Genomic DNA, 15,439 nt, shown 5'->3' with positions numbered 1-15,439 from the left:
TTACGGCCGAAAATGATTGAGCTTTGTTTGATCCCATCTTACTGAAAAACAAAATAATTCAAAATACTCCCTAATGCTATATATATTATATTAATTGCAAAATATTGTTTCATTGGATTCAACCAAGTTGTCAATAAGATAAAGGGTGTTAGACTGTAAAAAGGATACATCCCATTAACTGCTTGTCCCGTCTCTGAAAATGTATTCAAGTTTACAATTAAAGGAATATTGAAATTTTTTATATAGTTATTTATATCAAATATTCTACTTAAATGAAAATAAGCATCGGTTCTCCATGTCATACTATTTTGCATCATCGGTATACCAAATAATAACACAACCAACAAAATTATAACTATTTCATTAAATACATTACTATTGTTAATTTTATTTCTTATAACTTTATTATAAATATTCATTATTATCCTCAAAATCAATCCTAAATCCAATTAATAGCTATATAGCCTACTTCAAATACTGCTCAATAATATATCTGGGACGATGTTTAACTTCTATAAAAATCTTACCAATATATTCCCCAACCACTCCGATTGCTAATAGTTGTAGACCACCAATTGCCCAAATTGATACCATCAACATTGGCCATCCATCTTCAACATAACCATAAAAATATGACCAAAGCGTGTATAACAAAAATAAGCCACTAATCGTAACCATAGTTAATCCTAAATTACGTACCAATATAATGGGCCGAACTGAGAAAGAAGTAATCCCATCTAACGCAAATGTAATCATCTTTTTTAATGGGTACTTGCTCTCACCAGCCTCACGTGCTTTTCGTGCATAATAAACTTTCGCTGTCCCAAATCCAATTGAAGGAAAAATTCCTCGAAGAAACATATCGCGTTCATCATATTCACTAAATGCATTTAGTACTTTTTGATCCACCAACCTAAAATCAGAATGATTTGGAATTGTTTGGACACCTAACATATTCATGAATTTATAGAAAGTTTGTGCCGAAAAACGCTTGAACCATGTATCCGTAGTACGATCATTCCGAACACCATAAACAACATTCTTGCCCTCATTGGCTAATTTAACCATTTTAATAATTGCTTTTGGATCATCCTGTAGATCTGCGTCTAAGGTCACTACGTAATCAACATCAGTTCCAGTATATTCCGTCATACCAGCAATTAATGCATTTTGATGACCAAAATTACGACTAAAATGAATTCCACGAACTCGTTTATACTTTATATGTAAATCTTTAATTAAATTCCAAGTTTTATCCCTACTACCATCATCTACATAGGTAATAAAACTATCAGAACTGATGAGTTGATCTGCTATCATTTGATCCATTATTTCTAATAAAACATTAGTTGTCTTATCAATAACCAGCTCTTCGTTATATGCTGGTAACACTATCGCTAATTTTTTGTTCATATTATTATCTAACCTCATATATTATATAATGGAATGTTTTTTATAAATAAAACTAATTCCGGTTATAAAGCACTCTCCAAATTCCAAGTAATAACCACACAACAATAGTCCATATCCATAATATAAGTATCCAACTAGGTGTCTTGTAACTTACGCTAACTGTATGTATTCCCTCTTTGACTTTATTAATCTGAACTGAACCCCGCTTACTTTGGATATGGTGAACATTTTTACCATCCACCTTTACTGTTTCATTTCCGTAAGAAAATACTGGAATATCAACATTTCCGGAATATTTCAAATTAATTTTATTACTAATTTTATTGAAGTAATATCTATTACTGCTTTTTACTACTTTATTATTTACCATCACTTCATGTGCTAGTAATGTTTTTCTATTATTAGGTTGCCATGATTCCTCAGGTGCATAATCAATTACGCCGATATAATCATGTCTTGAAGTGGGTATTGATTCTATTCCATCAGAATTAGTTACAAAATTATTTTCCAATATTTCCTTATTTCTGTTTCTATTATTATTTTGCTTTAAGAAAATTTTTCCTTCCAAATCATGTTTTTCACCACCAGTCTTGCTCCAAAAAGAAACTAATGAAAAAATTGATAAGAATAGGATTAATAAATAATAATTTTTATGTTCTCCACCAAAGAATTCTAACAATATTTTTGACAAAAAAGTCATTATAAAGACTGTAGAAATACCAAATACTCTGTAAGGAAATTGAATTAATGCTTGCACATCAATAGATAAATTATACCAAGGAAAAATACTAGTTCCTATAACGAAGATAAGAAGTCCGAATAATCCAATTATTAAATTAAAATCGTTCTTTTTTTGAAATATTTGAATAATCATTAAAATGAATGCAATGACTGAGAAAAAACCTATATTTTGATGTTCACCATTAACAGCCATTAAGAGATTAGTACCTAATCCATTTAAAAATAATAAACCTTGCTTAATCGTCGTAATAATTGTTGTTTGTTGAAGTTGATATAAAAATGGCAAATAAATAACCGCTGTAAGACTTAAAGTTAATAATATCGCTTTCCCTAAACTCACTAATATTGGGACATTAAATTTTAGCTTTCTCGTTACCAATGCTAATAACAATATTATTAAAAATGTTACTATCGTCAGAAAAGTGGTTAACATATGTGCGTATAATAGCAAAGTTACTCCCATAGATAATATATACCACTTGTTTTTATTACCAAAAAAGACATTATAAAAACCTAAAAATGCTACTGGAAGAAATACATATGCAAACGCTTCTCCTAAAACATATTGGTCAGATAGTAGATACATAAAGTATCCACCAAACCCGTACAGTAAAGCGAAGACAATTGATCGCTTTTTATCACCCAAACTAAACGATAGCATAGACCAATATGCAATAATCAACGTAACAAATAATACTATTATTTCTCCCAGATAAAATGCAAACACCAAACTATTTGGAAATAAAACAAATAGGGAGGAAAATCCTAAAATATATACAAAAGGGTAGAAGAAATTAACTGAACTTCCAAGTCCAGATAATGTATCAAAGCTACGATAGCCCAGGGTTCCATGCTGTAAACTTTCAGAAAATCCTACCATTCTGTTTAAATGAAATAATAGATCACCGGAACCGTAGATTTGATGAGTTTTGATTAATGGCCAAAAGCACATTACGGAAATAAATATAAATCCGGTTAACACAAGCCAGTCTCTTTTAATAAATTTCATGAGTACTTCCTACTTATTTATTTTATGTTTTCTTATTAAATTTTATGCTATTTTGCAGATTATTGAAATAAAAATTCACAAATACATAATTTTTTACTGCTGTTATTTCTAGGATTTAAACATATCTAGGATTTAAATTAAATTATATGATAAAATTGAAAGCATAATTAAATTAGAAAGAAGATATTAAATGGCTACATTATCCCTTGTTGTTCCAGTCTATAATGAGCAAGAAGCTATTCCACTTTTTTTTGAAGCCTTAGAACAAGTTAAAACAAAAATCGAAAATTTTAATTTTGAATATTGGTTCATTGATGATGGATCTACTGACAACACAATTCAAACAATTAAAGAATTAAATATTAAATATGATTATGTCCACTTTATAGAATTTTCTCGTAACTTTGGAAAAGAAGCTGCTTTATACGCTGGGTTAGAGCATACAACAGGTGATTACATTGCAGTTATGGACGTAGATTTACAAGACCCCCCTGCTCTACTTCCTGAAATGCTTGATGGTGTCTTATCAGGAGAATATGATGCTGTCGGTACTCGTCGGGTTAATAGAGATGGTGAACCGCCTATTCGAAGCTTCTTTTCATCATTATTCTATAAAATTATAAATAAAATATCTGATACATACATCGTCGAAGGTGCCCGCGATTATCGTGTTATGTCGCGACAAATGGTTGAATCAATTCTGTCATTACAAGAATATAATCGTTTTTCAAAGGGTATTTTTGCGTGGATTGGATTTAAGCAAAAATATATTGAATATAAAAATGTAGATAGAGTTGCTGGAAGTACTTCATGGTCTTTTTGGAAATTACTAAAGTATTCAATTGAAGGTATTGTTAGTTTTTCTCAGGCTCCTCTTCTTATTTCATTTTTCATGGGCTTTATTTCATTCTTAATAGCTATAATCTTCATAGTCATATTAATTGTTAGACATTTCATCGACCCTGGATCAGCAATCAATGGTTGGACTTCAATGGTTGTTATTATACTTATGGTTTCAGGTGTCCAACTCCTAAGTTTGGGTATCATTGGCCGCTACATTTCAAATATATATATGGAAGTTAAGAAGCGCCCTATTTATTTAGCCCGTAAAATAAAATAATCAATAACTAATGAAAGACTATTTACCGCTTTAATATCGATGAATAGTCTTTTAATTAACTTACAATATTTAAGCCTTAATTAATAAGCATGTACTCGAATAAGATACTATAAAATTTAAATAAATAAAATAGGGGCTTTTACCATTTTCATTTATATCAATCCTAAAGGACTAAATATATGAAACACTACTATTTAATTTCCACAGCTGGCTACCCCAACTTTGGAGATGAGCAAATTGTTCGAAGTTGGTTAGCTTTATTTAAACAAACTCATGCTAATGATCAAATCACTTTAGATGTTCCATTTCCAGCTCGTTCCAGCCTACTATTCAAAGATGAATTTCCTAATATTAACTTTGTTGATACTATTTGGACTTTTATTTACGCAGGCGACGACGACGGAGCAAGTTTAGATAATACCGGTACCTTGTTTCATTTAATGGAGAATGGATTYCCAAGAGATKTTTTAGGAATTGAAAACATGAAATCGGCTGATGAAATACATTTATTAGGTGGCGGATATTTTACAACTGATCGCCCTGAATTTAATCGAACTTATTTATTTTTCCCTATTCTAACCTACCTTAAATCTCTTAACCCTAGTCTGAAATTAATCACCCATGGGCTAGGTTTAACTCCAATTTCGAATAATTACAAAATAGAGTTAGAAACCAACTATTTATCAGAATTCAATTACGTCGGTGTCCGCGACAAAGAGAGCGCTAAAATTAAAGGTACAACTTTAGAGTTAGATGATGTTTTCATGTCACATAAATTAAACGCCCTACGAATTGATGACCAAAAAGATAATCCTGACATTTTATTGGTTTTAAAGCCCATTAATGACCAAGAAAAATTGAAAGTATTCTTAAATCAGTTAATTCAATATTTAGAGACCGAAAAAAATAAAAATAAAACCATCGGCATTTTAGAATTTATGGTTCCAATCGATAACTGGTTGTTCTTTGAACCATATCTAAACGCAATTCCGACTATTAAACAAAGACTAACCTTTTTTGGCTTTTGGGACATTTGGACAAAGGGAATACCATATAAAAAAGATCAAGAATGGATAGTTTCTAGGTTTCATGCTCACTTAATTGGCAGCATTTTAAAGGTTAAAGGCAGCATTTTTATAGAGTCAGATCAATACTATCAAACCAAACAACAATCTCTTTTAGAGCTAGGAACTGGGTGGCAATTGATTGAAAATGATCCAACTTTTAACATAAAGCCCAGCCGTAACAAATTATTCACTACCCAAATAGCTTTAAAAATCGCAACCAAATTATCACGTATGAATAAATAATAAAACTTGAATATTTCCAATTTATGCATCTAAAGTAAAAAGCAGCTATTGATGGTTCTCAATAACTGCTTTTTACTTGCGTTCAATATATTATTAAATTAAACAATCTCCTAACTCCCATCAAACACTTTTAACCCATCCAACCACCAACTTTTTCATTTTGTTGCCAAAGCATTTGATAACTTCGATGTGTATATCGTGCCAGCTTGGGTTTAATACCATTGGGAAACCGTGATTTTCCTTTTAAATCAGTAATCCATTCAAAATGCATCAAACGATCCATCAAATTCTTAACTTGATCCTTAGTTAAACTATCAACCACATTATTAATTTTCAATACAAATTCATGTCCGTCTTCCTGTAAATAAACTAATTCAAGTTGTAGTCCCGGTTTCTTTGATTTTTCCTTATTTACCATTTTTTGCTCCTTTATTTTAAACTAAACTCAACGTCGTAGTATCAATAGTTTTAATTTCAAATAACGATTCTTCCAAACCAATCTCTAGAAAAACTTTAGCCAGTTCTCGAATTTGGTGCTCTGAAACATTTGAACGAACTATCCAATAACGGGTAATTTTGTCCCCATGTTGATCCAATCCAACCATTTTTATTTTTTTGAAATTTTGTGTAACCATTAATTTCCTCTTTTCTTTACAATCAACTGGTACCAGCCATTGTGATGCTTTTTAGATTTCCATGGATACTCTTAATAACGTTTTAGATCATAAAAATGAACCACTTTTTTACGAAATACTGGAATTTTTTACCAAATATCATCCGAAATTTCGCCTTGGATTTCAGCCCAGACATAAAAAAAGGATCGCCAAATAAGACGACCCCTTTTAATTTATAATTATTTTTGAAACTAAAGCGTATATTTAAAATTTCAATATTATCTAGAATTAGTCAGGAATAATCACCGTTGCACGGCCATTTTTACTATACTCTGCAATATTTTCGAGACTGGTCATAACAGCTCTTTTACCAGTCCGTTCAACGAACGAAATTAATGCAAGAATCTTAGGCTTCATCGATCCTTCAGCAAATTCACCATCTTCAACATACTTTCGTGCTTCTGAAATAGTGATTTCATGTAATGGCTTCTCATCTGGTGTACCAAACTTGATATATGCCATATCAACAGCTGTCAAAATAACTAATTCATCAGCATCAACTACTTCTGCCAACTTAGCAGCCGTAAAGTCTTTATCAATCACTGCCTCAACTCCGTCATATCCATTGGTAGTCTTAACAACGGGGATTCCTCCCCCGCCACCAGCAATCAATACAGCTCCCGAATTAGCCAAAGTCTCGATTGACTTTGCTTCTACAATATTAATTGGCTTGGGTGATGGAACGACCCGTCGGAATCCACGGCCCGCATCTTCTTTAAAGACCCAATCAGGATGAGCTGCCTTGAGTTCATCAAGTTCTGCCTCTGGATAAAACATTCCAATTGGCTTAGTTGGATTTTGGAAGGCTTGATCTTTGCCGTCAACTACCGTACGTGTCACAATCGTTACAACTTGGCTATCCTTCAATTGTTCATCCAAAGCGTTGGCCATCCAGAAACCAATTTCTCCTTGTGTCATAGCGCCTACAGTATCAAGTGGCATAGCTGGGTTATTTTCAGTTGCACCCAAAGCACCTTGCAATAATAGGTTACCAACTTGAGGACCATTTCCATGGGTAATCAAAAGTTGTGCATCTGGATTGGCCTTAACGTATCCTGCTAATTTCTCAGCAGTATCTTTTAAAGCTGCTTGTTGGGCTTGTGCTGATGCATCCTTAGTTAAAATAGCGTTTCCGCCAAGCGCAAAGATTACTCGTTTTGTCATTTTGTTATCCACCTTTATTTTTAATTTTATTTTTTAAATTGCAATTGCGCCTGTCATTAATCCAATTACCGTTCCTATGGCAATAATTGTTACAATCGCCATCATCAACCATTCAAACTTTTTAATCTTGTTTGATCCAACAGTATAAATATAGAAACCAAATCCAAGTACTAATACCAATGTTGATAAGGCTAAGTATTCAAGTCCAGAAACCGCGACGGCAATGATTTCAAATACCACGACAATCAAACCTGGCAACCAAACCTTAGCAGTATGTTGTTGCAATCCCAACTTCAATTGGTACATTCCAACAAAGAAGTAACTAATAACAATCGCAACTGTACATAAACTAAGTGCAAATTGATAAGCTGAATCAGTAAAGATCAAAGTCAAGATCAAAGCTTGTAGCAAAACCTGTGTGAACACCAAGCTACCAACAGGAGCACCAACTGAATTAGTTTTTCCCATCCACTTAGGGAAGATGTTTTGTTCTGATAGACGTTGCAATGGTTCAACTGGCAATAAGAACCAACTTAGCAAAGCCCCGACCAAAGTAATAATAAGAGCAATACTCATAAAGGCTGATCCCAAAGGTCCAACTGTGTTTTCAGTAACATAAACTAATCCAGGCTGGCTGATTGTTGCTAATTTAGCCTGGCTTAACATTCCAAATGGTAATACTGAAATAACGAAGTACAAGAAGAAGAGAACCACCGTTCCAATCATTGTTGCTTTTCCTATATCTGACTTCTTTTCAGCACGATCCCCTAACATTGAAGCTGATTCAATTCCAACAAACAAGAAAATCATTGAAAGCAATCCGGCTCCGAATTGACTCATAAATCCGCTAAAAGTCATCTCGCTAAATGTTAAATGCCCCATATTGTTGGTCATATTTTGCCAAAAATGTGCTGTAAAAATCCCAGACTTGAAGAAGATGATTCCAAAAATAATAAAAACAAACAAAGCACCAACCTTAAATACCGTTACAATCGTGTTGAAACTCGAAACTTTTTCTGCTCCAAACTTAACAACTCCCCAAGTTAATAACCATGAGAACAAGGAAATGAAAATTAACGTCTCTGGACTATTTCCCTCTTGGAACGCTGCCAAAAATGGAACATAACGTGAGAAAATGCTGATTGCTTGAGACAACATAATTAAGAATGCCAAATTACCAGAAAAGCCACTTACGAAATATGATATTCCAGAACTGGCCGCAGCTAACTTACCACTACCAGCATAAGCATAATCAGTAACACCATTCAGTTCAGGTTTAGTCCGAGAAAGACTTGTAAAGACCCAAGACAATGCTCCAATTCCAATCATAACGAAAATCCAAGCAACAATTGTTACACCGATTGTACTTCCCTGTGCCAAAGTTGTTGATACGTTAAATATTCCTGAACCCAAACAACTGGTAACTACCCCACTAATCAGGGCAATTAGACCTATCTTTTTTGCTCCACCTTTTTCATCCATTTTCTTACTCCAATTCAAAATAAAAAGGAAAAGCCTTTCGGTTAAGAAACGCCTTTCCTTATGCTAACGCAAGTCCTGCGTATTCTTATTTTATTAAGCTTTCGGATACATTGAAACGTCACCCAAAGTTGCGACCATAATTGCTTTAATTGAATGCTTACGGTTTTCGGCCTCTTCGAATTGACGTCCTTGTGCACTTTCAAAGACTTCATTAGTAACTTCGATTCCGTCTTCTCCAACAAGTCCAGGGAAGTTTTCATGAGCTTCCTTTGCCATCTTAGTATTCATATCGTGATAAGCAGGTAGGCAGTGCATCAAGATAGTATCTTTACGGCCTGTCTTTGCCATCATTTCTGCATTGATTTGGTAGTCTCCGAGCAAGTTCAGACGCTCTTCCCAATTATCCTCACCCATTGATACCCAAACGTCGGCATACAATGCGTTTGAACCCTTTACACCTTCATCAACATCACTAGTGATCATTGGCTTTGCACCTGTCTCTTTTGCATACTTTTCAGCAATTTCGATCACATCGCTAGCTGGTTGCAATTCCTTTGGTGCTACGATATGAATATTAACGCCCAACATAGTTCCAGCAACAAGCAATGAATGAGCCACGTTATTACGCCCATCACCAACGAAAGTCAAAGTAATATCATTTCCAAGATGTCCAAATTCTTCTTGGAGTGTCATAAAGTCGGCAATCATTTGTGTTGGATGCCATTCGTCTGTCAAACCATTCCAAACAGGCTTCTTACGACCCTTAGTATCTACAGCATTTTCAGCCATAGCTTCCATATCTGATTGGGCAAATCCACGGTATTCAATTCCATCAGCCATTCCAGCAAAAACTTTAGCTGAATCAGCAACAGATTCTTTCTTACCGAATTGACTTGAATTTGGATCGATATAAACAGTGTTAGCACCTAACTCATCAGCCCCGAATTCAAATGATAGACGTGTTCGCGTTGAAGTTTTTGAGAACAACAAGATAACATTTTTATCATGTAAATATTTAGTAACAGTAGCGCCACCTGATTTTTGAGTTTCCAACTCATCACGTAAATCAATACTTAAGTTGATTAATTCTTGTAATTCTGCTGGAGTAAAGTCTATTTCCTTTAGGAAAGAACGTCCGTTCATACCACGTAATACATCATAATTTGTCATTCTTGTTTTTCCCCTTTTAATTTTTCATTCATTACTTCGATTTTAATAAAATATTTTTTATTTTATAGATTATCACGCCAGATTGGTTGTGACATGCAACGTCCACCACCACGTCCACGTGCTAACTCACTTGACTTGATTTCATTAACCTTAATTCCATGCTCTTGCATTAATTTGATAGAAACGTAATTACGATCATAGGTAACCACCTCACCAGGTGCAATTGTCAAATTGTTTGAACCGTCATTCCATTGTTCACGTGGAGCAATGATTGGGTCACCACCACCAGTCTCAATTAGATCCAAATCATCTAACTTTAAGACTTCCTTCAAAGTGTCCTTTAAATTATTACGATGCTCCATAACAACTTGTCCTTGATCACCAGAATGTAAGATGTTAATGTTCATCTTTCCATCGTCATCCATGATACCTGGGAAGACAGTAAATTGATCATAATTAACCATTGTGAACACTGTATCCAAATGCATCATCGCATGGTTATGAGGGATCTCAACTGCAACGATGGTATCAAAGTTACTATCTTGGTTAGAAAATAGCTCTTCAGCCAAAGCTTGGACTGCTCGACTTGACGTACGTTGTGAAACTCCAACTGCCAAGACATGATCATTAAGAACCAATTCATCTCCACCTTCGATACGTGCATCTGTATTACGATCAAGCCAGATATCAACGTTCCCAGCAAAGCGTGGGTGGTACTTCATAACAAATTCTGTAATCAATGACTCTGGACGCCTAGCCTCAAATGTCATATAGTTGATTGTCAATCCACTTCCCATCATGGCCTGTGGGTCACGTGTGAAGTAAGCATTTGGCAACGGATCCATTAAGAATGGATTTTCGGCATCTGAGCCAGCCACATCGTGAAGGTTAGGATGCTTAAAATCTACTAATTCGCGACGTACACCAGCGTAAATCGTAGAAACCAAATCATGTGTTGACAATGTATTTAGATATCCCTTGATATCTTTCATTGCATCATTCATGTAATGGTGTTCATTAAGATAACGTGTTAGAAACTCATCTTTAACTGTTTCATCAGCTAGCACATCTTCTAACAATTGTTCGATATAAACTGTCTCGATTCCTTTATCTTGCAAAGTCTTGGCAAAATAGTCATGTTCTATTTGCGCATTTTTCAAAAAAGGAATGTCATCAAACAACAAACGTTCCATAGTATCCGGTGTAATATTTTCGATTTCTGCACCAGGCCTATGTAACAAGACTGTCTTCAAAGTACCAATTTCTGAATTGACTTGAATTGCTGGATTCTTAATCATTATTAAATCTCCCATCTAGTAATACATCATTGAAATATTGAAATAATTTTTAGTTATTGAGAAGCGTGTATTACTTTTCTCAACGCCTTAATAATAGTCTGTTATATCAACAATGTAAAGGCTTTCATTCAAATTTATAATTCTTAATATATTACATTTTTAAATAAATATACATGCCCTAGTTTGTGAATTTATTATTAATCATTCATTAACACGACGGGTTTAATTTAACATATACCAATTTTAAGATGAACCAACTTATATCAATTTTATGCATTATAAAGTTAGATCCTGCATAAAAATTTGTTGGATTTTTTATTAAAGTGTTCGGATTATTTTTATAATTTGCCATATTAAAAAAAGAACCATCATAAATGATGATTCTTCTGAAATTTATATTATTTTTCTTTATTTTTATGTTCTGACAAGTCTAAAATTTGATTTACTTTATTGAAACGATCATTTTTATGCGGCCAAAGTTGCTCTAAAATAGCCGTCACCATCGTTCCGATTAACGCAATCGTAGCCACCAAATTCAACCAAATCATCAAGATTACAACCGAACCAATTGCTTGATAAAAAGAATATGAACGGCCTGCAATTTTAACATAAAATCCAAATCCTTTTGCTAACAATAACATCCCCAATAATTGGACCACCGTACCAATCACCACGAAGATAAAACGAGGTTTTTTTGCCGGTATCAAGAAATTAAATAAACAAAGACCAAAAAACATCCCTACTGGTATTGTAGCCGATTTTAAATAATTAAGTTGATGCGTTAATTGGGCATTAATTGGTAATGCATCTAATATATTGGAACCGATTGAAAAAACTAAAAATAACACTGCCATAATTCCTAATAGTAAAATCAACCAAGCCACGGATATGGCCCGTCCCAAGAAGGAATTACTATTAACTTTAACATCATAAATTTCATTTTGAGATTGGCGTATCATTGCTATTACTCTACTCAAAGACCAAAGAGCCACTACCACTGAGAAAGATAGAGTTCCCACGCCTGGATGCTTTAGAATTGATTCAATCATGGGTGAAATCACTCCCGCAATTGATTTGGGCATTCCACTATCCAAAAAATTCATAATTACATCCGTGGTTAGTCCTAGCAGTGGTAAAATGGCTGCCAAAAATATTATTGCTGGAAATAGGGACAATAATCCATAATATGAAATGGCTGCCGTAGAAACACCCAGATCAATTCGGGTGATTGTTTTGTATATTGTTTTAATATATACATTATCAGTCATCTTTTTTATCTTTATTTTCATAACTTTATCCAGCCTTATTTTCCGTCATATCTTAAATTATACGGAAAATAGTAGTGATTTCAAATAAAAAAGCTTATTACTCAAGATATATCTCCCAAGTAACAAGCTCATATTTATTAATTACATATGTAATAATCCAAAAGCACCCAAAATAATAACAACAATTCCAATTACAATTCGGTACCAACCAAAGGCCTTGAAATCATTTTGCTTAATATAGTTCATCATAAATTTGATTGCATACCAAGCCACAATCCATGAAACAATGAACCCAATAGCAAGGACAATTCCTTGCATGCCAGTGAAAGTACCACCCTTATGGAAGAAACTACCCAACTTTAGGATTGAAACTCCTACCATTACCGGAATACTGAGGAAGAACGAAAATTCAGCTGCAGCTACTCGTGATACGCCGAGGAATACAGCTCCTAAGATAGTCGCTCCTGAGCGAGATGTTCCAGGAACAATTGACAGAACTTGAATCAACCCAATTGTAAATGCTAATTTATAAGACATTTTATTTACATCGGTTAACCATGGCTGTACGTCTTCACGTTCATTATGCTTTTCCATAAAAATAAATAAAATACCATAAAAGATTAAGGCGCTAGCTACCACCGTTGGCGTCATAAAATGAGCGTCCATAAAATCATTCAATAATAATCCAATCACTGCAGCAGGCAAACAAGCTACAATCACTTTAAACCATAATTGCCAAGTTTGTTGTTTTTCAATTCCATTTTTTTTCGGTGAAAATGGATTCAATTTATGGAAGTACAATTGAATCACGGCCATGATAGCCCCTAATTGAATCACATAATCAAAGACATTCATGAAAGCTTTAGTCCAGACCGCACCACCAGGTATTTTCATTAATGATTCAGCAATAATAATATGTCCAGTTGATGAAACCGGTAAAAACTCAGTCAATCCTTCAACAATCCCAATAATTATTGATTTAATAAAATCAAACATTCTATGTCCTCTTTCGTTACTTGTCTACCATGATATCTCCACGGTATGTTGTCAATGTTAATCGATCATCTTGATCAAAATTAGTTTGATACCACTTTTTAGCTGATATATGCTTAAACTCAATTTTACCTTGATTTTGAACCACTAAACGATATCCTAAATCAGATTGTTGTTGAGCAGTGATATTACCACTTTGCGTTGCAATCGTACCTGCTCCTGCTAATTTAAGCCCTTTTAAATTATAATCACCATAAATTGATTGTGCAAATAAATCTTGAGCCGAAACTTGATTTAGTGTCGTCATTCCTTTATTAACACTTAGTAACGCTTGACCTAATTGACTTTTTTGAACAATCAGCTCAGCTTCATCAATGTGAACTTGAGTTTTATCACTTTTCAAATTACGTAAATTAACGTTACCTGAACCAGTATTCATATTAGTATGTTTACTTATTAATCCATCAATATGAGTTGCTCCATTATCATTATTCAAATCTAATTGATTTATATTACTATGCAAAATTTTAATTTGTCCTTCAATGTTATTCAAACGCGTATTTTTAGCTGCTATTTGATTTAACTCGATATTACCATTCTGCACATTAAATTTAATCTTTTGTAGCTTTACTTCTGTTGGAACTTTAATTGTTAAATGATCTTCATCTTGTAAGACATCTGAAAAACTAGGCATATTATCGTTCATATTTTGATAAGTAAGTTTTAATGTCTTTTGGTCCTTATGGATTTTAAATCCAGCATCGTTCGTAATATTTCCTTCAACGACAATTCCATTCTTAATATTTTGATCTGGTTGAATCTCAATATCTAATGTATCACCTTGAATTGTAATATCATTAATGTCTTTAATTTTTTGGTTAATTTTAACATTATTAGGTACCCAAAAATGACCGTGATGCCAAAACACTCTAGTTCCTCCACCATTCATGGAACCAAAGACCATAAATACAATCCCTAACACCATTAAAATGAAGCCAATGATGAATGAGCGAATAATTTTATTCATGATCTACTCCTGTGATTTTAGCAAAACGTAATCCTACCGACTTCGTATAACGCATCAATAAATTCATTAATCCATGCATCATAGCACCAGCAATTGGCCAACCAACAAACTGAATTCCAATTAGAAATATTCCAACACCACCTTGGAAAATAGCAATTGCATGGTGGTGACCAAACACTGAAATCCCCATGAAAATTTGATAAATTCCCATTAATAAGATTAATACTAATCCTAAGTCAATAATAACCATAATTACTGTCATCAAAAATAAGCCTATAAAAATTAAAAACATCGCTGGATACCAAGCAACATTGGACATTAGTAAACCAATGACCATTCCCAACAACTGAAATTGTCGGCGAATCTGTTTGATTCGATGTGTAAAACTAAATTCACCATTAATTAAACTATTATTTTCAGCAATAGTATCAGCATCAATCGAATATTCAACCATTGCTTTTTGTGCTAATTGCCGTGGGGTTCCTAACTCATTGATCAAGAGTTCCCCACTTAACTCATTCTTTTCTGCATAGATTCGATAATCTTGAATAATTTCGTTTTTTTTATCTTCCGGTAACCCGACTAAATGACCTTCAAGTTGCGAAAAGTAAATATTACTTTTCATTGCTTTCCTCCGTATAAATTCCAAAACATTCTAATAATCTCTATTGTAGACTATATTATATGTCATATACTGTCAAGCGAATTTCAAAAGGCTAATCTTTTGATAAATTTATATCATCATAGCTTTTTTAACTAACTAACATCAT

15 protein-coding genes are annotated in these 15,439 nt (G+C 33.6%); 2 read left to right on the top strand and 13 right to left on the bottom strand.

Annotated elements, in window-relative coordinates:
• Positions 1-38 precede the first annotated feature (38 nt).
• From JC2156_RS08530 to JC2156_RS08520, 3 genes are read right to left on the bottom strand one after another with little or no spacing between them, the layout of a single operon-like run.
• Positions 39-419 carry a hypothetical protein gene (locus tag JC2156_RS08530; RefSeq protein ID WP_006846240.1) on the bottom strand — a complete coding sequence of 127 codons (381 nt, stop codon included), beginning with the start codon at positions 417-419 and terminating at the stop codon, positions 39-41.
• A gap of 46 nt (positions 420-465) precedes the next feature.
• Complete coding sequence (locus JC2156_RS08525; protein WP_006846239.1) at positions 466-1,413, bottom strand: glycosyltransferase family 2 protein; 948 nt, start codon at positions 1,411-1,413, stop codon at positions 466-468.
• A gap of 52 nt (positions 1,414-1,465) precedes the next feature.
• Positions 1,466-3,163, bottom strand: a complete 1,698-nt coding sequence (locus JC2156_RS08520) for a glycosyltransferase family protein (protein ID WP_006846238.1) — start codon at positions 3,161-3,163, stop codon at positions 1,466-1,468.
• 190 nt (positions 3,164-3,353) lie between these two features.
• Here JC2156_RS08520 and JC2156_RS08515 point away from each other — a divergent pair, with 190 nt between their 5' ends.
• Positions 3,354-4,283: a glycosyltransferase family 2 protein gene (locus tag JC2156_RS08515; RefSeq protein ID WP_006846237.1), complete on the top strand. Its 930-nt coding sequence runs from the start codon at positions 3,354-3,356 to the stop codon at positions 4,281-4,283.
• A 179-nt stretch (positions 4,284-4,462) separates the two neighbouring features.
• A complete protein-coding gene (locus JC2156_RS08510) occupies positions 4,463-5,593 on the top strand; it encodes a polysaccharide pyruvyl transferase family protein (protein WP_006846236.1) in 1,131 nt (376 codons plus the stop codon).
• 130 nt (positions 5,594-5,723) lie between these two features.
• Here JC2156_RS08510 and JC2156_RS08505 read toward each other — a convergent pair whose 3' ends face one another.
• The 10 genes from JC2156_RS08505 to JC2156_RS08460 form a co-directional block, all read right to left on the bottom strand.
• Complete coding sequence (locus JC2156_RS08505) at positions 5,724-6,011, bottom strand: DUF2922 domain-containing protein (protein ID WP_006846235.1); 288 nt, start codon at positions 6,009-6,011, stop codon at positions 5,724-5,726.
• 16 nt (positions 6,012-6,027) lie between these two features.
• Complete coding sequence (locus JC2156_RS08500) at positions 6,028-6,228, bottom strand: hypothetical protein (RefSeq protein ID WP_006846234.1); 201 nt, start codon at positions 6,226-6,228, stop codon at positions 6,028-6,030.
• A 267-nt stretch (positions 6,229-6,495) separates the two neighbouring features.
• Positions 6,496-7,431 carry a carbamate kinase gene (arcC, locus tag JC2156_RS08495; protein WP_006846233.1) on the bottom strand — a complete coding sequence of 312 codons (936 nt, stop codon included), beginning with the start codon at positions 7,429-7,431 and terminating at the stop codon, positions 6,496-6,498.
• A gap of 33 nt (positions 7,432-7,464) precedes the next feature.
• Positions 7,465-8,913, bottom strand: a complete 1,449-nt coding sequence (locus JC2156_RS08490; protein ID WP_006846232.1) for an amino acid permease — start codon at positions 8,911-8,913, stop codon at positions 7,465-7,467.
• Between the two features lie 93 nt (positions 8,914-9,006).
• On the bottom strand, positions 9,007-10,083 hold the full coding sequence (gene argF, locus JC2156_RS08485; RefSeq protein ID WP_006846231.1) for an ornithine carbamoyltransferase: 1,077 nt from the start codon (positions 10,081-10,083) through the stop codon (positions 9,007-9,009).
• 62 nt (positions 10,084-10,145) lie between these two features.
• Positions 10,146-11,381, bottom strand: a complete 1,236-nt coding sequence (arcA, locus tag JC2156_RS08480) for an arginine deiminase (protein ID WP_006846230.1) — start codon at positions 11,379-11,381, stop codon at positions 10,146-10,148.
• Between the two features lie 398 nt (positions 11,382-11,779).
• Positions 11,780-12,649 carry a YihY/virulence factor BrkB family protein gene (locus tag JC2156_RS08475; protein ID WP_013989539.1) on the bottom strand — a complete coding sequence of 290 codons (870 nt, stop codon included), beginning with the start codon at positions 12,647-12,649 and terminating at the stop codon, positions 11,780-11,782.
• 141 nt (positions 12,650-12,790) lie between these two features.
• Positions 12,791-13,645, bottom strand: coding sequence for an undecaprenyl-diphosphate phosphatase (locus tag JC2156_RS08470; protein WP_006846228.1), 855 nt, complete (start codon positions 13,643-13,645; stop codon positions 12,791-12,793).
• Positions 13,646-13,661: 16 nt separating this feature from the next.
• Positions 13,662-14,669, bottom strand: coding sequence for a DUF4097 family beta strand repeat-containing protein (locus JC2156_RS08465; RefSeq protein WP_006846227.1), 1,008 nt, complete (start codon positions 14,667-14,669; stop codon positions 13,662-13,664).
• A complete protein-coding gene (locus JC2156_RS08460) occupies positions 14,662-15,294 on the bottom strand; it encodes a DUF1700 domain-containing protein (protein ID WP_006846226.1) in 633 nt (210 codons plus the stop codon). Before JC2156_RS08460 ends, JC2156_RS08465 begins: the two co-directional genes overlap by 8 nt.
• Positions 15,295-15,439: the final 145 nt, after the last annotated feature.

This window comes from Weissella koreensis KCTC 3621 (assembly GCF_000277645.1).
This window is presented reverse-complemented; position numbering and strand designations above follow the sequence as displayed.